The 20,474-nt window shown below is 67.9% G+C and carries 15 protein-coding genes and 3 rRNA genes; 9 read left to right on the forward strand and 9 right to left on the reverse strand.

What is annotated here, in order from left to right; all coding sequences use genetic code 11:
* Positions 1-49: 49 nt before the first annotated feature.
* The 3 genes from M1P99_RS02030 (at position 50) to M1P99_RS02040 (ending at position 3,004) form a co-directional block, all read left to right on the forward strand.
* Positions 50-400: an SCP2 sterol-binding domain-containing protein gene (locus tag M1P99_RS02030; RefSeq protein ID WP_304450993.1), complete on the forward strand. Its 351-nt coding sequence runs from the start codon at positions 50-52 to the stop codon at positions 398-400.
* 63 nt (positions 401-463) lie between these two features.
* Positions 464-1,753, forward strand: a complete 1,290-nt coding sequence (locus M1P99_RS02035; RefSeq protein ID WP_304450994.1) for a DUF1015 domain-containing protein — start codon at positions 464-466, stop codon at positions 1,751-1,753.
* Between the two features lie 243 nt (positions 1,754-1,996).
* Positions 1,997-3,004 carry an HAD-IIA family hydrolase gene (locus M1P99_RS02040; protein ID WP_304450995.1) on the forward strand — a complete coding sequence of 336 codons (1,008 nt, stop codon included), beginning with the start codon at positions 1,997-1,999 and terminating at the stop codon, positions 3,002-3,004.
* Positions 3,005-3,015: 11 nt separating this feature from the next.
* On the opposite strand, the gene M1P99_RS02045 is transcribed toward M1P99_RS02040, so the two are convergent.
* Positions 3,016-3,375 carry a single-stranded DNA-binding protein gene (locus M1P99_RS02045; protein WP_304450996.1) on the reverse strand — a complete coding sequence of 120 codons (360 nt, stop codon included), beginning with the start codon at positions 3,373-3,375 and terminating at the stop codon, positions 3,016-3,018.
* A gap of 737 nt (positions 3,376-4,112) precedes the next feature.
* On the opposite strand from M1P99_RS02045, the gene M1P99_RS02050 reads away from it, so the two are divergent.
* Positions 4,113-5,108, forward strand: coding sequence for an MBL fold metallo-hydrolase (locus M1P99_RS02050; protein WP_304455533.1), 996 nt, complete (start codon positions 4,113-4,115; stop codon positions 5,106-5,108).
* A gap of 37 nt (positions 5,109-5,145) precedes the next feature.
* Positions 5,146-6,084, forward strand: coding sequence for a GNAT family N-acetyltransferase (locus tag M1P99_RS02055; RefSeq protein WP_304450997.1), 939 nt, complete (start codon positions 5,146-5,148; stop codon positions 6,082-6,084).
* A 44-nt stretch (positions 6,085-6,128) separates the two neighbouring features.
* Here M1P99_RS02055 and M1P99_RS02060 read toward each other — a convergent pair whose 3' ends face one another.
* Both M1P99_RS02060 and M1P99_RS02065 read right to left on the reverse strand, forming a co-directional pair.
* On the reverse strand, positions 6,129-6,527 hold the full coding sequence (locus M1P99_RS02060) for an NUDIX domain-containing protein (RefSeq protein ID WP_304455534.1): 399 nt from the start codon (positions 6,525-6,527) through the stop codon (positions 6,129-6,131).
* A 53-nt stretch (positions 6,528-6,580) separates the two neighbouring features.
* Positions 6,581-7,321, reverse strand: coding sequence for a M48 family metallopeptidase (locus M1P99_RS02065; protein ID WP_304450998.1), 741 nt, complete (start codon positions 7,319-7,321; stop codon positions 6,581-6,583).
* Between M1P99_RS02065 and M1P99_RS02070 the strand changes: the two genes are divergently transcribed.
* Positions 7,253-8,104 (forward strand): hypothetical protein, encoded by an 852-nt coding sequence (locus M1P99_RS02070; protein ID WP_304450999.1) that lies wholly within the window; start codon positions 7,253-7,255, stop codon positions 8,102-8,104. The two genes, M1P99_RS02065 and M1P99_RS02070, sit on opposite strands and share 69 nt — an antisense overlap.
* A 239-nt stretch (positions 8,105-8,343) precedes the next feature.
* Here M1P99_RS02070 and rrf read toward each other — a convergent pair.
* From rrf to tyrS, 4 genes are all read right to left on the reverse strand, one after another.
* Positions 8,344-8,459 (reverse strand): 5S ribosomal RNA (gene rrf, locus M1P99_RS02075).
* A 118-nt stretch (positions 8,460-8,577) separates the two neighbouring features.
* Positions 8,578-11,671 (reverse strand): 23S ribosomal RNA (locus tag M1P99_RS02080).
* Between the two features lie 350 nt (positions 11,672-12,021).
* A 16S ribosomal RNA gene (locus tag M1P99_RS02085) occupies positions 12,022-13,554 on the reverse strand.
* The 16S, 23S and 5S rRNA genes sit together here, the layout of an rRNA operon.
* An 883-nt stretch (positions 13,555-14,437) precedes the next feature.
* Positions 14,438-15,739 (reverse strand): tyrosine--tRNA ligase, encoded by a 1,302-nt coding sequence (gene tyrS / locus M1P99_RS02090; RefSeq protein ID WP_304451000.1) that lies wholly within the window; start codon positions 15,737-15,739, stop codon positions 14,438-14,440.
* A gap of 253 nt (positions 15,740-15,992) precedes the next feature.
* On the opposite strand from tyrS, the gene M1P99_RS02095 reads away from it, so the two are divergent.
* The 3 genes from M1P99_RS02095 to M1P99_RS02105 all read left to right on the forward strand — a co-directional run bounded on the left by M1P99_RS02095 (position 15,993) and on the right by M1P99_RS02105 (position 18,452).
* A complete protein-coding gene (locus M1P99_RS02095) occupies positions 15,993-16,802 on the forward strand; it encodes an alpha/beta fold hydrolase (RefSeq protein ID WP_304451001.1) in 810 nt (269 codons plus the stop codon).
* Positions 16,795-17,388, forward strand: coding sequence for a TetR/AcrR family transcriptional regulator (locus M1P99_RS02100; protein ID WP_304451002.1), 594 nt, complete (start codon positions 16,795-16,797; stop codon positions 17,386-17,388). Before M1P99_RS02095 ends, M1P99_RS02100 begins: the two co-directional genes overlap by 8 nt.
* A 365-nt stretch (positions 17,389-17,753) precedes the next feature.
* Positions 17,754-18,452, forward strand: coding sequence for an HNH endonuclease family protein (locus tag M1P99_RS02105; RefSeq protein WP_304451003.1), 699 nt, complete (start codon positions 17,754-17,756; stop codon positions 18,450-18,452).
* A gap of 165 nt (positions 18,453-18,617) precedes the next feature.
* Here M1P99_RS02105 and M1P99_RS02110 read toward each other — a convergent pair whose 3' ends face one another.
* Entirely contained in the window at positions 18,618-19,115 is a 498-nt protein-coding gene (locus tag M1P99_RS02110; RefSeq protein WP_304451004.1) for a hypothetical protein, read from the reverse strand.
* A gap of 119 nt (positions 19,116-19,234) precedes the next feature.
* Positions 19,235-20,452, reverse strand: a complete 1,218-nt coding sequence (gene lhgO / locus M1P99_RS02115; RefSeq protein ID WP_304451005.1) for an L-2-hydroxyglutarate oxidase — start codon at positions 20,450-20,452, stop codon at positions 19,235-19,237.
* Between the last annotated feature and the right edge of the window lie 22 nt (positions 20,453-20,474).

Raw genomic sequence — 20,474 nt, forward strand, 5'->3', positions numbered from 1 at the left:
CCCCGCACACGACCGGACCCCGCCCGCCGGGTAGGGCATGATGTTGCCCATGAGCAGTATCGACGCCTGCCTCGCCGGGATCGCCAAGCTGAACGAACGCATCCTCGAACAGCCCCCGGAGGAACGCCGCAAGCACATCCGGGAGCGTTCGGTGAGCGTGCGCGTACCCGACCTGGACACGGTGTTCGACATGCGACTGACCCGGGAAGGCCTGGTCGGCCTCACCCACCGCCCCGACGGCACACCCGCACCCAGGGCCCAGGTCGTCGTCACCGTGGACAGCGACGACCTGGTGGAACTGGCCGAGGAGCGCATGGACTACGCCAGAGCGCTGTTCACCCGCCGGGTCCGGGTGGACGCCAGCGTCAGCGACCTGCTGCGCATGCGCAAGCTGATCTGAGCCCGCCCCACCGACCGGGCCGTGCGCGGACGACGGCTCCACCGCTCCAGGTAGTTTTCTGTGATGCCACGCCAACCACTCGAACTGGCTCCCTTCCGCGGCCTGCGCTACACCGACCTGGACATCGACCGCGCCCTGGACTCGGGTGAACTGGAGGTCGCCAACCTCCTGGCTCCGCCCTACGACGTCCCCGGCCCCGAGGAGACCAGGGAACTCCTGCGCTCGGACCCCCACAACGCCGCCTACCTCACCGTCCCCTACCAGCTCAACCTCACGATGCCGGGCAACCGCAGCGGGACTCCGGCACGATTCATCTACGACAAGGCGGCCGCGCGGCTGCGCTCATGGATCGACGACGGCGTACTGGCCCAGGACGAGACCCCCGCGCTCTACGTCTACGAACAGGTCACCGCCGCAGGCGACCACCAGCGCGGACTGGTCGGAGCCCTACGCCTGCCCGAGAAGGAATCCGGCCCCGTCCGCGGCCACGAGAGCGTGAGCCAGGGCCCGGTGCTGGACCGCATGTGGCTGATGCGCGCCACCCGCGCCAACCTCGAACCGATCTTCCTGCTGTACCGGGGCGGAAACGGCGCCGCCTCACGCATCACCGAGTCAGCCGAGCACCACGGCGACCTGCTCGTGGACACGCGCACCTCCGACGGGACCACCCACCGCCTGTGGGCGCTGCCCTCGACGGACGCACACGCCGAGATCAGCGCCGACCTGGCCGAGCGCACGGCACTCATCGCCGACGGCCACCACCGCTACGACGCCTACCAGGCCGTACGCGAACACGACCGGGACCCCGGCTGGGATTACGGTCTCGCCTTCCTGGTCGACAGCGAGGCCCACCCCCCGCGCCTCGGCGCGATCCACCGGGTCCTGCCCGGGCTCGACACCGCCACGGCGATCGCGGCCGTCCGGGAGATCGCCACCGTGGACACGCTCGCCGACCGCGCCCTGCCGGAGCCGGCGCCCGAGCCCTCACTCGTCCTGGTCGCACCCGACGGCACCGCGCACCTGGTCCACGACTTCGACGAGGCCGCGCTGGAGCGCGCCATGCCCCACCGATCGGCCGACTGGCGCCACCTGCCCACCGCGATCCTGCGGGAAGTCCTGCTGCCCCTGTGGGGCTACCAGGACGACCGCCCGGTCCGAATGATCCACGACGACCCCGACGAAGCCGTCCAGGCCGCCCGCGACACCGCGGGCACGGCCGTGCTCGTCCCTCCGATGAGCGTCGAGCACGTGTACTCGATCGTCGAGCGCGGAGAGCTCACCCCGCGCAAGTCCACCTCCTTCGGCCCCAAACCGCGCTCCGGCCTGATCATGCGCGTCCTCGACCAGCCCTGACCGGCCACCGCCTTCCACCTCGCCGAACACCGACCGTCCCGACCCCTACCGCTCCGCCCTCCTACGCGGTTCCCCACCCGGACCGCACCCGGTGGGTCACCTACCGCACCGCGCACCAGCCCGCCCAGCCTGCCGTGCGACGCAGCGCACACCCCATGCCGCGTCCCGGCGTCGGCCGCGGGGCGGTGCGAGCCCTAGCCTGGAGAGCGAACCCGTCCGCCACGCGAAAGTGGGCCTTCCACCATGTCGCTGCTCGCCGCAGACCGCCCGCTCAACGAGCTGTACGACGCGATGCTCCTGGACCTGGACGGAGTGGTCTACATCGGCCCGAACGCCGTCCCCGCAGCGCCGGAGGCCGTGGGCAAGGCGCGGGCCGCGGGCGCACGCGTGGCGTTCGTGACCAACAACGCGGGCCGGACGCCCGCACGTATCGCCGAGCAGCTGACCCACCTGGGTGTGGCGGCCGCACCCGAGGACGTGGTGACCTCCGCCGAGGCCGCCGCCCGACTGGTCAGCACACGCTTCCCCACGGGTTCGGACGTGCTGGTGGTGGGCGACACCGGTCTCCGCCAGGCGGTACGCCGCATGGGCCTGCGCCCCGTGACGGTGGCCACCGCATCGGTGGTGGCCGTCGTGCAGGGCTACACACCGCGCATCGCGCGGGACCTGCTCGACCAGGGCGCGCTCGCGGTCGCACGCGGCGCCTTCTACGTGGCGAGCAACGCCGACGCCACCGCACCCTCCGAGCAGGGCATCACACCGGCCAACGGTTCGTTCGTCCGCGTGATCGCCCACGCGACGGGCGTGGAACCGGTGGTGGCGGGCAAGCCCATGCGCCCCCTGCACGAAGAGGGCATGCTGCGCACCGGTGCCCGCAACCCGCTGATCGTCGGAGACCGGCTGGACACCGACATCGAGGGCGCCACCACGCACGGCGCCGCCGGCATGCTCGTGCTGTCCGGAGTGGCCACCGCCGCGGACGCGCTGGCGGCCCCCGCACACCAGCGCCCCCGCTTCCTGGCGTGGGACGTGTCGGGCATGAACGAAACGCACCCGGCCGTGCTGATCGACGGATCCCGCACCCGCTGCCGCGGATGGACCGTCACGGCCGCGGACGGCACAGTGCGGTTGGAGGGCTCCGGCGACCGGCTCGACGGCCTGCGCGCCCTGTGCGCAGCGGTGTGGGCGCACACCTCGGTGGACCCGGCCGGCCCGTCCGCACGAGCGGCCCTGGCCCTGCTGGGCTGGTGACCCCGGCCCGCTCACCGGCGCACCTGCCCGCGCCCGGACCGTACAGTGCGGACCAGCGCCGCACTCCGGACCTCCACCTCGTGAACGCTCCGCACACCGTCGAACCCCCGCCAGGTACGACGCCTGAGCGCTCCTGACATCCGCACCACGTCACCGAGTCGCCACTCCCGCACCTCGTCGTGGACCCACGCGTCGAAGCTGACACAGGTGACGGAGTCGACCCGCCTGCCGCGGAACCGCGTGTCCGGTGGCCTGGACACGCAGATCCGCCAGGTCACCAGCCGATCACCGCTGGGCAGGTCCCGGACGACCGGTGCAGCCGTCACCCGGCCCACCAGCACGATCTCGTTGAGGTGCTCGTCCTCGGGCACAGCGGCTCCATCCGCCTCCGGGGACCCCACGACCGCCCTCGGCCCCTCGGCCGTCGGGGACTCCTCACGCCTGCCCTCCTTCGTCGGCTTCGTCGATCCCGCGGGGGCGCGGGACGAGGCCCTCTTCGACGTGCCCGCTGTTCCCCCGGCTCCCGACGGCCGTGAAGCCGTGCCGCGCCCGGACGCGCCCACCGTCCCGGGCGTCCCCGCGGCCTCCGAGCTCCGCGCCCGACCGTCCGTGCTCTCGGTGGACGGGGGCGCCTGCGCCCCACCGGGGCCGGTCGGTACCCCGGATCGGCCCCTCGGGCGGGACGGGCGGGTGCGCCGGGGCGGGCGGGCACCCGCGGATTCGGTGGCCGGTTCCGACGGACTCGACCGAGCGCCCCGCCCGGAAGCATCCGTCCCCGGGATCCGGACCGGCGCGGCGACGGGCTCCGGCGTCGATGCGCGGCGCTCAGGAGCCGCGGTGGTGGTGTGCTGCATGTGCGTGGACCCTCCAGGACTCGGAAGCGGCAGAACCGGCGCACCGCGCGGAGAGGGCACGGATCCGAGCCGTGGGTGGAGGGCGTGTGCGCTGATTCCAGGATCATCGGAGGCCGCCGGAAGGACAAGGCCGAACGTTGCGGCTGTGGACAACGGCGGCCCCCCGACCCCGGCTGTGGAGACTCGGATGTCCTAGAGTCGGATTCGGTCACCCGGTGACCGGCGGACGACCGAGGAAGACAGGGGTGCTCACAGTGCACGACGACGTGGACGTCAGCCGTCCGCCCGAGGGAATCACCCCTCTGGGCGACGAGATCTTCGCCATCGACACCATGCTCGCCGGATACGCGGGGGTCGTGTCCAGCTACCTCATCCGCTCGGAGCGGCCGTGCCTGATCGAGGTGGGCACCGCCGGTTCGGCACCGGTCCTGCACAAGGCCGTCACCCGGCTCGGCCTGGCGCCCGAGGACCTCGCCACCATCGTCGTCACCCACATCCACCTCGACCACGCGGGTGGCACCGGCGACATGGCCGCCCTGTTCCCCAACGCGGAGATCGTCGTCCATGAGCGCGGCGCCCGGCACCTGGCCGACCCCAGCCGCCTGATGAGCAGCGCCGCCATGGTGTGGGGCGACCGCCTGGACGTCCTGTTCGGCCGGATGTCCCCCACCGAGGCCGCCCGGATCCGTTCCGTGGCCGAGACCGGGGAGATCGACCTCGGCGCGGGCCGCAAGCTCGTGTCGCACTACGCGCCCGGCCACGCCAAGCACCACATGGGCCTGGTCGACACCCTCACCGGGGACCTGTACGTCGGTGACGCCCTGGGCGTATACAACCCGCTCACCGGCGACGTGCGCCCCGCGACACCGCCGCCGGACTTCGACCTCGACGCCTGCCTGCGCACACTGCGCCTGTTCGGCGACATCGACGCCCAGCGGCTGATGTTCTCCCACTTCGGTGCCGTCGACACCGTCGGGGAGACGATCGACCGGGCCGAGTCGGAGCTGCGGCTGTGGGTGGAGACCGTCCGGGAGTCGCACGGCACCCAGGGCGACCTCGACCACGCGGTCGCCATGGTCCGCGACAAGGTGGTCTCCCGGTACAAGCCCCTTCCGGAGGACGCCTCGAAGGACGCGGCGGCGGTGCTGGACATCCTCGCCGGGCCCGAAGCCAACGTGTCGGGCATCATGCACTGGCTGGACCGGCTGGCACAGGAGCAGGCCGCGGCGGTCGGCGACCCGCGAAAATAGTGTGCGCGGCGGCGGGAGGCTCACCTAGCCTCGGCGCATGACGATTCAGATCCGTGCCCTGGACCGCGATGACATCCCCGCCGCCTTCGCCCTCGTCCACGCGTCCTTCCCGAGCATGGTCCTCACTCAGGAGGCGATGCTCTGGCGCCACGACCGCGAGCGGGCCGACGCGGACCGCACGACGCTGGTCGCGGTGGACCGCGGCGGCGCGGTGGTCGGCTTCGTCCGCACCCGTGTCCGCCGGCGCGAGGGCGAGGAGCCCTCGGGGATCACGTACCTCATGTCGGTCGACCCGGCCCATCGCGGCACGGGTGTCGAGGACCGCCTGTTGGAGGCGGCCGAACGCGGTCTCGTGGAGGCGGGAGCCGTCGCGCTCCGCGTGGCCGCCGCCGACGAGGCGGTCCAGCACGGCGGCCCGGAGCTGCGCCGGGTGCTCGGGGAGCACGGATACGAGCTGTCCGAGTCCGATGCCGTCCTCGGACTGGACCTGGAGGACCTCCCCGACGTGCCACCGGCTCCGTCCGGCGCCGCGCTGTGCGCGTGGGCGGAGTACGAGGGCGATCCTCGCACGCTGTACGACCTCGACCGGATCACCGGTGAGGACGAGCCCGGGGCGGTCTCCGGGGCGCTCCCACGCTACGAGGACTGGTACCAGGACGTCTGGCGGCACCCGCTCTCCGACCTCGACCTGAGCCTGGTGCTGCTGTTGGACGGCACTCCGGTCGCGTTCACCCGGTACCACTCCGACGGCGGCACCCGTCTGGAGTCAGCGATGACGGGAACCCTGGGCGAGTACCGGGGTCTCGGCCTGGCCGGCTACGCCAAGACCGTCGCTCTGCACCGGGCCCGGGACCGGGGCTTCACCCGGGCCTTCACCGGCAACAGCCTGGTCAACGAGCCGATGCTCGCGATCAACCGGAGGCTGGGCTACCAGCCGTTGGGAACCGAGGACCTCTACATCCGGCCCTCGGGATAGGGGCCCGGACCCGTCCGGCCCACCGCGCGTCCGCCGCACACGCCCTAGAAAGGTGCCCCGGGCAGACCCAGTTCGCGGAGCAGATGGGCGTAGATGCCGTCCCGCCAGGACAGGTCCTCCGGCAGGGTGTCGAACACCCGCACGTCGACGGTCTCAAAGTCACCGGTGATGGGCGTGAGCGCGCTGACCCGCGCCTGGGTGACGACGGTGACGTGTCCACTGGACAGGACGTAGTGGCCGACGACCCGGACGTCGTCGAGCGTGGCGCCGGCCTCTTCGAGTGCCTCCCTGCGCGCGGTGTCCTCCACCGACTCACCGGGCTCGGTGTGCCCGCCCGGGAACTCCCAGGCCCGGTCGCGGTGGCGGACCAGCAACGGCCGACCGCCGAGGAAGGTCAGGCACACCACCGACTCGTGGGCCGGTGGCAGGGAGTCCAGACGCACGACCGCGCCGCCGAGCGGCACGGGGCCGCCCGGCGACGCGTCATTCGGTGCGCTCAGTCCCGTTCCCGGGGAGCGGGTCCGGGCTCCGGGCCCTCGTCCCCCTCGGATTCGGAGGGCTCCTCGGCGTCGGTCCAGACGATGCCGTCCTCGATGTCGATGTCGACCAGCTCCACGCCCTCCAGCGCGGCCAGCCGCTCGTCGGCGTCGGTGACGCCCTCGCTGTCCACGGAGGACGCGCGTGCGAAGTACTCGCGTGCGTCCTCCTCGCGACCGAGCTCCTCCAGGACGTCGGCGTAGGCGTAGAAGAGGCGGGCCACCCAGGGACGGGCGCGCCGCTCCTTCAACTCGGGAACCTGGAGTTCGGCCAGGGCCGCCTTGGGGTCGCCCATGTCGCGACGCGCCCCCGCCGCCACGATGCGCAGCTCGATGCGGTCGGCGGCGTCGAGCTGTTCCGCCGCCGGATCATGGGCGATCTCCAAGGCGCGCTCGGGGCGGCCGAGCCCGCGCTCGCTGTCGGCCATGATGGCCAGGAAGTTGTCCCGGCCGCTCATGCGCCGTGCGGCGCGCAGGTCCGAGAGCGCCTCCTGCCACTTGCCGACGGTGTAGGCGGCCACACCCGAGGCCTCACGCACGCTGGGCAGCCGCGACGCCTTGCGACGGGCGTAGACGGCGTGCGCGTAGGCCCGCTCGGGGTCCTCGTCCACGAACATGCCGGCGGCGACGATGTGCTTGCCGACGAGTTCGGCCAGCGACTTCGGCAGGGAGTTGAGGTCGCGCTTGGTGTCCGGGTCCACCTGCGAGAAGCTGGCCTCGTCCGGAAGCGGCGGAGCGACGTCCGCGGGGTCGCGGTCCTCACGCGGACGCCGCCTCTCGCGGTCGTCACGGAAGCCGCCACCGCCACGACGGTCGTCACGGCCACGGCCGCCCCGGTCGTCCCGGCCCTGGAAGCCTCCGCGGTTGTCGCGGCGGTCGTCGCGCCCGCGAGACCCGCCACGGTCGTCACGACGGTCACGATCGTCACGACCACGCGAACCACCGCGGTCATCACGACGGGGGAATCCGCCTCGATCACCCCGAGGGGCCCCACCGCGGTCGTCGCGGCCCTGAAAGCCCCCACGGTCGTCGCGGCCACGTACCCCACCGCGCTCGTCACGACGGTCATCCCGGCCACGGGGCGCGCCACGGTCACCACGGCGGTCGAAGCCGCCACGGCGCTCATCACGACCGCGGTCACCGCGGTCGTCCCGGCCCTGGTACCCGCCTCGGTCGCTCCGAGCACGGGGGCCGCCGCGGTCGTCGCGTCGGTCACGATCATCACGACCGCGGTATCCGCCACGGTCATCGCGACCGCGGCCTCGTTCCCCTCCGCGGCCTCTGTCGTCTCTGCCACCGCCGTAGCCGGACCGGGAGCGGGGTGCATCGCCTCGTCCCCGACCGTCGGGTGCCCCGGAGCGGCCACCGCTACGGTCGTTAGCTCCGGAGTCCTCGCGGTCTCCCGATCGGCTGTCCTCAGTCATCCAACCCGTCCGTCAACATTCAAAAGCGCTGCCACCTTGACTGGGAGCAGCGCGTCATAGTATTCGTCCCCCCACCTTACGACATGGCGCGGCTCCTCACCGCCACCCCGCCAGTGGGGACTCTCTCCGCAGGCGACGACACCGGTTGTCGGTGGGCCGGTGGCCCGCCCCCGACCACACCCACCCCGCAACCACCCGGCTTCCAGCACCAACCCCCGACCAGCCGTTCACAAACGCACAAACCCAGACACAAAAAAAGGGGAGGAACCGTCAAAAGACGACCCCTCCCCCAAGAAAAACCGTGGCAGCAACCTACTCTCCCACCCCACCACAGGGCAGTACCATCAGCGCAAGGAGACTTAACGACCGGGTTCGGAATGAGACCGGGTGTGACCCTCCCACCATAACCACCACGGAAACCAACACCCATCCACGACCACGACCCACACCCCACCAACCGGCAAGGGGATCACAGCCACAACGGGAAAACCGTAGATCATGTGAAAAATATGCGCGAGCACCCAATTATCTGCAGCGGACAAGCCCTCGGCCTATTAGTACCGGTCAGCTCCACCCCTCACAGGGCTTCCACACCCGGCCTATCAACCCCGTCGTCTACAGGGAGCCTTACCCTCTCAAAGGAGGCAGGAGACCTCATCTCGAAGCAAGCTTCCCGCTTAGATGCTTTCAGCGGTTATCCCTCCCGAACGTAGCCAACCAGCCATGCCCTTGGCAGGACAACTGGCACACCAGAGGTTCGTCCGTCCCGGTCCTCTCGTACTAGGGACAGCCCTTCTCAAGTCTCCAACGCGCACAGCGGATAGGGACCGAACTGTCTCACGACGTTCTAAACCCAGCTCGCGTGCCGCTTTAATGGGCGAACAGCCCAACCCTTGGGACCAACTCCAGCCCCAGGATGCGACGAGCCGACATCGAGGTGCCAAACCATCCCGTCGATATGGACTCTTGGGGAAGATCAGCCTGTTATCCCCGGGGTACCTTTTAGCCGTTGAGCGACACCGCTTCCACACGCCGGTGCCGGATCACTAGTCCCAGCTTTCGCTCCTGCTCGACACGTCCGTCTCACAGTCAAGCTCCCTTGTGCACTTACACTCAACACCTGATTACCAACCAGGCTGAGGGAACCTTTGGGCGCCTCCGTTACTCTTTGGGAGGCAACCGCCCCAGTTAAACTACCCACCAGACACTGTCCCCGAACCGGATCACGGTCCAAAGTTAGATGCCCGAAACAGTCAGAGTGGTATTTCACCAACGCCTCCACCGCCACTAGCGTGACAGTCTCACAGGCTCCCACCTATCCTACACAAACCATCCCAAACACCAATGTCAAGCTATAGTGAAGGTCCCGGGGTCTTTCCGTCCTGCTGCGCGAAACGAGCATCTTTACTCGTAGTGCAATTTCACCGGGCCCATGGTTGAGACAGTGGGGAAGTCGTTACGCCATTCGTGCAGGTCGGAACTTACCCGACAAGGAATTTCGCTACCTTAGGATGGTTATAGTTACCACCGCCGTTTACTGGCGCTTAGATTCCTAGCTTCGCGGGCCGAAACCCACTAACCAGTCCTCTTAACGTTCCAGCACCGGGCAGGCGTCAGTCCGTATACAGCGTCTTACGACTTCGCACGGACCTGTGTTTTTAATAAACAGTCGCTTCCCCCCGCTATCTGCGACCCCACCCAGCTCAAGACGCAAAGGTCCATCACCAGACAGGGCTCCCCTTCTCCCAAAGTTACGGGGACAATTTGCCGAGTTCCTTAACCATGGTTCACCCGAACGCCTCGGTATTCTCTACCTGACCACCTGCGTCGGTTTAGGGTACTGGCCACACACGAACTCGCTAGAGGCTTTTCTCGACAGCATGGGATCACTCACTTCACCAAAAACGGCTCGGCATCACGTCTCAGCCACACGGTGTGCGGATTTGCCAACACACCGGCCTACACGCTTACCCCCGGACAACCACCGCCGGGTAGAGCTACCCTCCTGCGTCACCCCATCACTTACCTACTACAACATCGGTTCCCAGACCGATCCAGAGGCCGTCCCCGAAGGGACCGCCAAGGACCAGCGTGGTTAGCATCCGTCGCCTCGATACTGGACGCTCGTGCACGGGTACGGGAATATCAACCCGTTATCCATCGACTACGCCTGTCGGCCTCGCCTTAGGTCCAGACTCACCCTGGGCGGATTAACCTGCCCCAGGAACCCTTAGTCAATCGGCGGCAACGTTTCTCACGTTGCTTTCGCTACTCATGCCTGCATTCTCACTCGCACACCCTCCACCACACGATCACTCGGCAGCTTCACTGGATGCACGACGCTCCCCTACCAACCCGAGAACAAGTCTCAGGCTTCACAGCTTCGGCGGTGTACTTAAGCCCCGCTACATTATCGGCGCAGAACCACTTGACCAGTGAGCTATTACGCACTCTTTAAAGGATGGCTGCTTCTAAGCCAACCTCCTGGTTGTCTCAGCAACTCCACAACCTTTCCCACTTAGCACACGCTTAGGGGCCTTAGCTGATGATCTGGGCTGTTTCCCTCTCGACTACGAAGCTTATCCCCCGCAGTCTCACTGCCACGCTTCACTTAACCGGCATTCGGAGTTTGTCTGACGTCAGTAACCTTGTCGGGCCCATCAGCCAAACAGTAGCTCTACCTCCAGCAAGAAACACGTGACGCTGCACCTAAATGCATTTCGGGGAGAACCAGCTATCACGGAGTTTGATTGGCCTTTCACCCCTACCCACACCTCATCCCCCAGGTTTTCAACCCTGGTGGGTTCGGGCCTCCACGAGGTCTTACCCCCGCTTCACCCTGGACATGGGTAGATCACTCCGCTTCGGGTCCACAGCATGCGACTCAGATCGCCCTATTCAGACTCGGTTTCCCTACGGCTACCCCACCCGGGTTAACCTCGCCACACACCATGACTCGCAGGCTCATTCTTCAAAAGGCACGCCATCACCAAAGACAAGCTTCAGCTCTGACGGCTTGACAGCACACGGTTTCAGGTACTATTTCACGACCCCTCACCGGGGCACTTTTCACCTTTCCCTCACGGTACTAGTGCACTATCGGTCATCAGGACGTATTTTGGCTTAGCAGGTGGTCCTGCCAGATTCACACGGAATTTCACGGGCTCCGCGCTACTCGGGAACACACCAACACCTAGCCGGAAACTTCGTCTACGGGACTCTCACCCACTACGGTACCGCTTCCCAACGGATTCAACTATCTCCGGCATCAGCGCTCCGGGCCGGCAGGCCCGAACAGATGCGCCCCACAACCCCGCACACGCAACGACTGCCGTCTATCACACGCATGCGGTTTAGCCTCTTCCCCGTTCGCTCACCACTACTAGGGGAATCACTGTTGTTTACTCTTCCTACGGGTACTGAGATGTTTCACTTCCCCGCGTCACCACCAACCACCCTATACATTCAGGTGGCGGCAACCCGACACAACTCGGGCTAGGTTTCCCCATTCGGACACCCACGGATCAAAGCTCGGTTGACAGCTCCCCGTGGCCTATCGCGGCCTCCCACGTCCTTCATCGGCGCCTGATGCCAAGGCATCCACCGTGTGCCACTATCACTTGGCCACTACAGATAATAAGATGCTCGCGCACACTATTCACAAATCAAAACACCAACCGCAAGCTCCGACACCACTCACACCACCAGGATCCTCGTCCTGACGGCATCTGAGAGTTCTCAGAGACGGTCCGCGGGAAACACCACCGGCCACCAACCCCCCACACGGGAGAGTCAGCAGCCGAGAGGTTGCTTCCTCAGACACCCAACAGCGCGCCCCCCAGCGCTTCTAGTCGCTGGAGGTGAAGTTCGTTTTCTTCAAGCCACTCCCGACCACCCATCCGCTAGGGGATGGTGCCGGGTCCACTTTCGAGTCCGACCAACCATAGGAAAGAGTTGGTCTGAATAAGACTCCTTAGAAAGGAGGTGATCCAGCCGCACCTTCCGGTACGGCTACCTTGTTACGACTTCGTCCCAATCGCCAGCCCCACCTTCACTCATTCCCTCCCCGAAGGGTTAGGCCACAAGTTTCGGGTGTTGCCGACTTTCATGACGTGACGGGCGGTGTGTACAAGGCCCGGGAACGTATTCACCGCGGCGTTGCTGATCCGCGATTACTAGCGACTCCACCTTCATGGGGTCGAGTTGCAGACCCCAATCCGAACTGAGACCGGCTTTTAGGGATTCGCTCCACCTTACGGTATCGCACGCCCATTGTACCGGCCATTGTAGCATGTTTGCAGCCCAAGACATAAGGGGCATGATGACTTGACGTCGTCCCCACCTTCCTCCGAGTTGACCCCGGCAGTCTCCCATGAGTCCCCACCATTACGTGCTGGCAACATGGAATAAGGGTTGCGCTCGTTGCGGGACTTAACCCAACATCTCACGACACGAGCTGACGACAGCCATGCACCACCTGTCACCCACCAACTAAATGACCCCACATCTCTGCAGGTCCACGGGTGATGTCAAACCTTGGTAAGGTTCTTCGCGTTGCGTCGAATTAAGCAACATGCTCCGCCGCTTGTGCGGGCCCCCGTCAATTCCTTTGAGTTTTAGCCTTGCGGCCGTACTCCCCAGGCGGGGCGCTTAATGCGTTAGCTACGGCGCGGAAACCGTGGAAAGTCCCCACACCTAGCGCCCAACGTTTACGGCATGGACTACCAGGGTATCTAATCCTGTTCGCTCCCCATGCTTTCGCTCCTCAGCGTCAGGTAAGGCCCAGAGACCCGCCTTCGCCACCGGTGTTCCTCCTGATATCTGCGCATTTCACCGCTACACCAGGAATTCCAGTCTCCCCTACCTACCTCTAGCATGCCCGTATCCACTGCAGAACCGGAGTTAAGCCCCGGTCTTTCACAGCAGACGCGACACGCCGCCTACGAGCTCTTTACGCCCAATAATTCCGGACAACGCTCGGACCCTACGTATTACCGCGGCTGCTGGCACGTAGTTAGCCGGTCCTTATTCCCCACCTACCGTCAACCCCCAGAGAACTGGGAGCCTGCGTTGGTGGTAAAAGAGGTTTACAACCCGAAGGCCGTCATCCCCCACGCGGCGTCGCTGCGTCAGGCTTTCGCCCATTGCGCAATATTCCCCACTGCTGCCTCCCGCAGGAGTCTGGGCCGTGTCTCAGTCCCAGTGTGGCCGGTCGCCCTCTCAGGCCGGCTACCCGTAATCGCCTTGGTAGGCCTTTACCCCACCAACTAGCTGATAGGCCGCGAGCCCATCCCCAACCGAGAAAACTTTCCACCGGCCGCCATGAGGTGGCCGGTCGTATCCGGTATTAGACGGCGTTTCCACCGCTTATCCCGGAGTCGGGGGCAGGTTGCTCACGTGTTACTCACCCGTTCGCCGCTCGTGTACCCCGAAGGGCCTTACCGCTCGACTTGCATGTGTTAAGCACGCCGCCAGCGTTCGTCCTGAGCCAGGATCAAACTCTCCATAAAGGTCATACAACCCTGTCCCGGCCACCGTGAACGGGGCCTGGGCGGGTAAACCTAGAAGTAATCCTGACCGACCATCTTCCGATGGCCAATCAAAGGAACCCTTCACACCGAAGTGTGACGGGGCCAAAACAAACATGGCTTAAAGAAAATCAAACACGCGCTGTTGAGTTCTCAAGAAACAACCGCTCATCCCGTACAAGCTCCGAACCGTTTGACCGGCCGGTGTGCTCTTCCGTGGAAGGCTGTCTGCGTTTCCGCTTCGTTGTGTCTTTACTTTATCAGGTGTTCCGTGTTCCGCCAAATCGGCGGTTTCGGAGCAATTGATCGGGGTAAAGCCCGTTCTGCTTCGTTGGGCCCGGCGAATTCGCCGGGCTTTTAAAGCAACTCCCCGAGCCTACCGGAACCGAATCAGTGCTCGGACCGGTGTGCCTGGAAAAGTGTCTGTGCGCCGCGGCACGTTCACATGGTTCGAAACCCCATGTGATCGCAGGCCGGTACCGAGTCGACTCATCAGAGCCGCTCGCCGTCCCTTGGCGACTCGACCCACTCTAGTCTGATGCTGAGCAGACGTCAAGCTAGAGCCCGGAGCGGGGCTACTCCCCGCGATCCGGGACCTCGGCGCCCCCGTGGGGCGGCTTGTCGGTCTCCCGACGGGCGCGATCCGCACACCGGGATCGCGTGTTCGCGTCGGCTCTCGTGTCTGTCAACGAGCGTCATTCCCTCAGGATTCCCCCTCGAAACACGCAAGTCACGGCAAAGTGTCTCCGCCGGGACCGCTCCTGCCGAGCGCGGCACCGACGGGCCGGCCCCACTCCCCCGGATGACGGCGGGGTCGGTGCACTCGCTGGTGCACCGACCCCGCCGGTCGGACGTGCGCTCAGGGTCAGCCGGTGAGGATGACGCCACCGATGTTGCGCTTGCCCTTGCGCAGCACCACGAAGCGGTCCTGGAGCAGGTCCTCGGTGGTCAAACGCGCCTCCACGTTGGTGACCTTGACGTTGTTCACGTAGGCACCGCCCTCCTGGATGGCCCGTCGGGCGGCGGACTTGCTCGGCGTCAGACCGGACTGAGCGAACAGGTCGGCGACCGACGGCAGGTCCGCCACCGATCCGTCGTGCTCGGTCCTGGGCACCTCGGACAGCGCCGCGTCCAGCGTGCGCCCGTCCAGTTCGGACAGGTCCGCGCGCCCGAAGAGGGCCAGACTGGCCTCGACCGCCTTGCGGCACTCCTCATTGCCGTGCACCAGTGTGGTGAGGCCTTCGGCCAGGGCACGCTGGGCGGCACGGGCCTGCGGGCGCTCCTGCGTCTGGCGCTCCAGGTCCTCGATCTCGGACTGGCCGAGGAAGCTGAACACCTTGAGGTAGCGCACGACGTCCCGGTCGTCGGCGTTGAACCAGAACTGGTAGAACGCGTACGGCGAGGTCATGTCGGGGTCGAGCCAGACGGTACCCGTCTCGGTCTTGCCGAACTTGGTGCCGTCGGCCTTGGTGAGCAGGTTCGTGGTCAGGGCGTGCGCCTGGCCGTGCGGCTCGTTGCCGTCCATCCGGCGGACCAGGTCCAGGCCGGCCGTGATGTTGCCCCACTGGTCCGAGCCGCCGGTCTGCAGGGTGCACCCGTAGCGCCGGTAGAGCTGGACGTAGTCGAAGGACTGCAGCAGCACGTAGCTGAACTCGGTGTAGCTCATGCCCTCGCCGTCGAGGCGGCTGCGCACGGTCTCGCGGGCGAGCATCTGGTTGATGCTGAAGTGCTTGCCCACGTCGCGCAGGAGCTCGATCGCGTTGATCTCGCCGAGCCACTCACGGTTGTTGGCGAGGATCGCGTCGGTCGGCTCGGGCTGCTCGCCCTCGGGAGTGAAGCGCAGGAACCTCGAGAGCTGTCCGGCCAGGTTGCCCACCCATCCCTCGACCGTGTCCACCGTGTTCAGCTGGCGTTCGGCCGACGGCTTGGGGTCGCCGATGAGCCCGGTGCCTCCGCCGACCAGGGCGATCGGACGGTGCCCGGCCTGCTGGAAACGGGCCAGGGTGAGGATCTGGGTGAGGTGGCCGACGTGCAGGCTGCCCGCCGTGGGGTCGAATCCGCAATACAGGGTGATCGGACCATCGGCGAGCGACTTGCGGAGCGCGTCAATGTCGGTCGTCTGCGCGACCAGGCCGCGCCATTGGAGTTCGTCGATGATGTCGGTCACTGTGTTGCTCTCTGTTGTGTAGGCGGGCCCGTGGCCCGATCTGCCTAGCATTCTAGGCCGGGCGCCCACGGCGGATCATGCGGCTCTGCTCCACGCTATCGGCTGCCCCGAACACCGGTCACACGTGTGCCGCCCCACCGGGACCGGCTGCGCCCGAGCGGCTCCCCTTCGCCTTGGGGCAGGGCCTTGACCGCGTTGGCTAATGGACATAGCTTTATGGCTATAGAAATTAACCAGTGCCGGGGAGACCTCCATGCACCACCTCAACCGACCCCACGGGCGGATCGCCTACGACCTCTTCGGAGCCGAGAACGATGGAAGCCTGGTGGTCTGCGTGCCGGGCATGTTCGACCACCGAGCCTCCTTCCGTCTCGTCGGCGAACGGCTGGCCGACGCCGGACACCGGGTGGCCGTGATGGACCTGCGCGGGCACGGCGACAGCGACGCGACGTTCGAGGCCTACACCAACCGTGCCGCCGCCACCGACGCGATCGCCCTCGCCGAGGAACTCGGCGGTCGCGACGTGGTCATGATGGGCAACTCCTTCGGCGGGGCGGCCATCACCATCGCCGCGTTGGAGCGCCCCGACCTCGTCGCGGGCATCGCCCTGCTCAGCCCGTTCCTGCGCACCGCCCCCACGGGTCCCGTCATGAGCCTCCTCCTGCGGATCCTGGTCGCCCGCCCCTGGGCTCCGTGGACCGTGGCCGCCGTCTACGACAACCTGCACAAGGGACGCGTCCCCGAGGGCCACCGGGAGCAGAAGGCCCGCATCGTGGCGATGCTGCGGCCCGCCGACCGCCTGCGGGCGGTGCGGGCGACCATCTTCGGGCCCAACGAGCAGGTCCTGACCGCGCCCGGGCTCAGGGCCAGGGCGCTGGTCATGGTGGGCGAACTGGACCCCGACTGGCCGGACCCGCGCGCGGAGGCGGAGTGGGTGGCCTCGGTGGTCGCCGGCACGGTCGAGATGGTCCCCGGGAGCGGGCACTACGCGCAGTCGCAACGGCCAGATGTCGTCGCCGCCGGCGTGCTGCGGCTGATCGCGGAGGTCGGCGCCGATGCCTAGGGCGGGACTCACCTCGCGCGTGGTGGCCGAGGAGGCCGCCCGGTTGTGCGATGAGGAGGGGTTCGACGCGCTGACGCTGGCCTCGCTCGCCAAGCGGGTGGGTGTGGCCGCGCCCAGCCTGTACAAGCACGTCGACGGACTGGCCGCCCTGCGCCGTGAGGTCGCTCTCATGGGCATGGCCGAACTGAACGAGGTACTGCGCGGAGCCGCCGTCGGACTGGCCGGGGCACCGGCCCTGCGAGCGGTGGCCGACGCCTACCGGCGCTACGCCCGCGCCCATCCCGGGCGCTACGCCGCGCTCCAGCACGCGCCCCGAGCCGATGACGAGGAGGCGCGACGGGTCGCCGCGGGCCCGGTCTCGGTGCTGGCGGCCGTTCTGCGCGGCTTCGGCGTCGGGGACGACCAGTCGGTGCACGCCATCCGGGCGCTGCGCAGCGCGCTGCACGGGTTCGTCCACCTGGAGGCCAACGGCGGATTCGCCTTGCCCGAGGACCTGGACGAGAGCTACCGGCTGCTGGTGGAGGGATTCGTGCGCGCCTTCGAGGGCTGGCCCACCGGCGCCGCGTCACGGACCGGACACACCTGAACGAGGAACGGGAGAGGTACCCATACCGGCCGGGCACTTCGGCATCGCGGGCACGGTCAGGGCGTGGCGACCGGCGCTGCCCATGGGCGCACTGCTGGTCGCCGCCCAGCTCCCGGACGTGCTCTTCCTTCCCCTCCCGCCGGCGGGCGCGGACCTGGAGCCCGCCGAACCGCGGCCGCGCCTGGGCCCACAGCGCGGGAATCACCCTGCTGCTGGTGGGATCGCTGGTCTTCGACGTCACCGCGTGAGCGGTGACGACACCGTGCCCACAGGCACGGTTTCCGTCACCGGTGGTCATGGTCCAAGCTTGAGGTGCCGGAACGGCCCCCGCCCGCGCGGATCGAACAGCAGTGTTGGAGTCCTCCATGCCCAAGAAGCCATCCCCCCGAGGCACGAGCCTCGTCGCCACCGTGGTCGGTGTCCTCGCCGCCGCGGCGTTCGTCCTCTACCAGTTGGGCGTCATCGACCTGGAGGGCCTGGACACCTCCGCAGGCGACGCCCCGTCCAGCGACGCCGCGGCCTCGGCCTCCGATACCGACCAGGCGTCGGCGTGGTTGGACGAGATCCGCATCGAGGAAGAGGAGGACCCGCCCGGCTACGACCGGGCGATGTTCCCGCACTGGAGCACGGTCGGGGACGGCTGCAACACCCGGGAGACGGTCCTGGCCCGGGACGGCCGTGACGTGGAGGCCGACGACGAGTGCCGGGCGGTGTCGGGCTCCTGGGACAGCGTCTACGACGGCGAGAGCTTCACCGACGCCGGCGACCTGGACATCGACCACATGGTGCCGCTCAAGGAGGGCTGGCGCTCGGGTGCGCACGCCTGGACCACCGAAGAGCGGGAACAGTTCGCCAACGACCTGGAGCGTTCGCCCCAGTTGTGGGCGGCGAGCGCGTCCAGCAACCGCTCCAAGGGCGATGCCGACCCCTCGGACTGGATGCCGCCGAGCGAGGACTTCCACTGCGAGTACGTCGCGGCGTGGATCGAGGTCAAGCACGAGTGGGACCTGACCGTGGACCCCGATGAGGAGGCGGCGCTGCGCGAGGTACTCTCCGGCTGCTGAGTCCCCCTGGCCGGTCGCGCGGACTCCGTGACCGGCCCGGACCCGACCGTCCCCGGCAGGTAGGGCCGATACGGTCCGGTCCCGCCCGCCCAGGGGATCGGTCGGGAGTGGCCCCGTCCCGCCCCGGTCACCCAGGACCGGGGCCGGGGCCGGTGCGGCTTCCGGTCAGCTCGCGCCGATCCCGCGCGCGGTGGCCAGGAGTTCGTCCGTGCCGAGGAGTCCGAAGGCGTCACGGACCTCCACAGCGACACCCGCTTCGGGGCACCAGAAGGCCTCCGTCTCGCCGTGCAGGCCCCGGACCCCGTTGTTGTCGAACTCGCTGAGCGCCCAACTGTCCGGTGAGCGCTCGTGGTACTCGGTGAGGAACTCGCGCACGGCGGACAGGTCGGCGAGTCGCGGGCCCCGGAGCACGAGGACCTGGAGGACGACCTGTGCGCCCCCGCCCTCCAGGGCCCGCTCCCACACGCGTGTGGAGAAGGACACGTCCTCCCATTCGTAGCTGAAGTCCGCGACCTCGGTCCGTTCGTCGATCTGGTCGGGCAGGTGCCCGATGGCGAAGCCGTCCAACTCTCCCCCTCGCGGGTCGGTGGCGGCCGCGGCCGCCGTGAGTACGAACACGAGCGCGGTGGCCAACGCCACCATGGCCCACCGGACAACGAACATGGTCACCCCCGACGGTGGTCGCGGGCCCCTCCCGGACCACCTGCCTTCCATGTTCCGCGGAGTCGGAGGCCAGTTCCAGAGTGGTCTGCGGCCTGTGGACAACCCTGCTCCGACACACCTCAGCGGGGAGGAACGTGTGTGTCGGCGAGGTACTCGGCGATGGCGAGCGCGGAGGTCGCGGCGGGCGAGGGGGCGTTGCGCACGCACGCCACACGACCGTGGGTGTCCACCCGGAAGTCGTCGACCAGTGAGCCGTCACGCCCCAGGGCCTGGGCCCGCACACCCGCCTCCGCCGGACGCAGGTCGGCGCCGGTGATCTCCGGCAGCAGCCGACGCGCCTGCCGGGCGAACGCCGTCCGCGAGGCGGAGACCAGGGACTCGCGCATACCGGTGGCCCAGTGCCGGCGCGCCAGCCGCCAGAAGCCCGGCCAGGCGAGGGTCTCGGCGAACTCGCCCCTGTCCAGGTCCCGGAGGCGGTAGCCCTCGCGCGCCGTGGCGAGCACGGCGTTGGGACCGGCCATGACCTCGCCGTGGACGTGCCGGGTCAGGTGCACGCCCAGGAAGGGGTACTGCGGGTCGGGCACCGGGTAGATCAGCCCCCGCACGAGGTGGCGGCGTTCGGGGACGAGTTCGTGGTAGTGCCCGCGGAAGGGGACCACGCGCGGGTCGGGTCCGGCTCCCGCCATCCTGGCGAGCCGGTCGCTCTGCAGGCCGGCGCAGGCCACGAGCCGGTCGAAGCGGTGGATGTGCCGTTCCCCGCGCGGGTCACCGGTGAGAACGCGCACCGCGTCGTCCTGCTGTCGCAGGTCCAGGACCGGGTTGTCGAGCAGGACCCGCCCGCCCGAACGGCGCACGTCGTCGGCGAGTTGCTCGGCGACGGCCACGAAGTCGGTGACGGCGGTCGTGGGCGAGTGGAGGGCGGCGACTCCGGCGGCGTACGGCTCGATGTCGCGCAGGCCCTCGGGGCCGAGCCGGGTGACGCCGGGCACGCCGTTCGCCTTGGCACGGCGCTCGATGTCGTCCAGCCGGGCCTCCTCCTCGGCGTCGAGGGCGACGACGACCTTGCCGACCTCGTCGTAGGGGAGTCCGTATTCGGCGCAGTAGTCGCGCAGCAGGCCGACGCCACGGCGGCACAGGGTGGCTTTGAGGGAGCCCGGCTTGTAGTACAGGCCCGCGTGGACGACCCCGCTGTTGTGTCCGGTCTGGTGGGCGGCGACCCGGTCCTCCTTCTCCAGGACGGTGACGCGGGTGCCGGGGCGTTGGAGGAGGATCCGGCGGGCCAGGGCGAGGCCGACGATGCCCGCGCCGACGACGCCGATGTGTTCGCTGCTGCGCATGGCCGCACGCTAGCAACCCGGG

It is taken from the genome of Nocardiopsis sp. YSL2 (genome assembly GCF_030555055.1).
Taxonomy (GTDB): Bacteria; Actinomycetota; Actinomycetes; order Streptosporangiales; family Streptosporangiaceae; genus Nocardiopsis.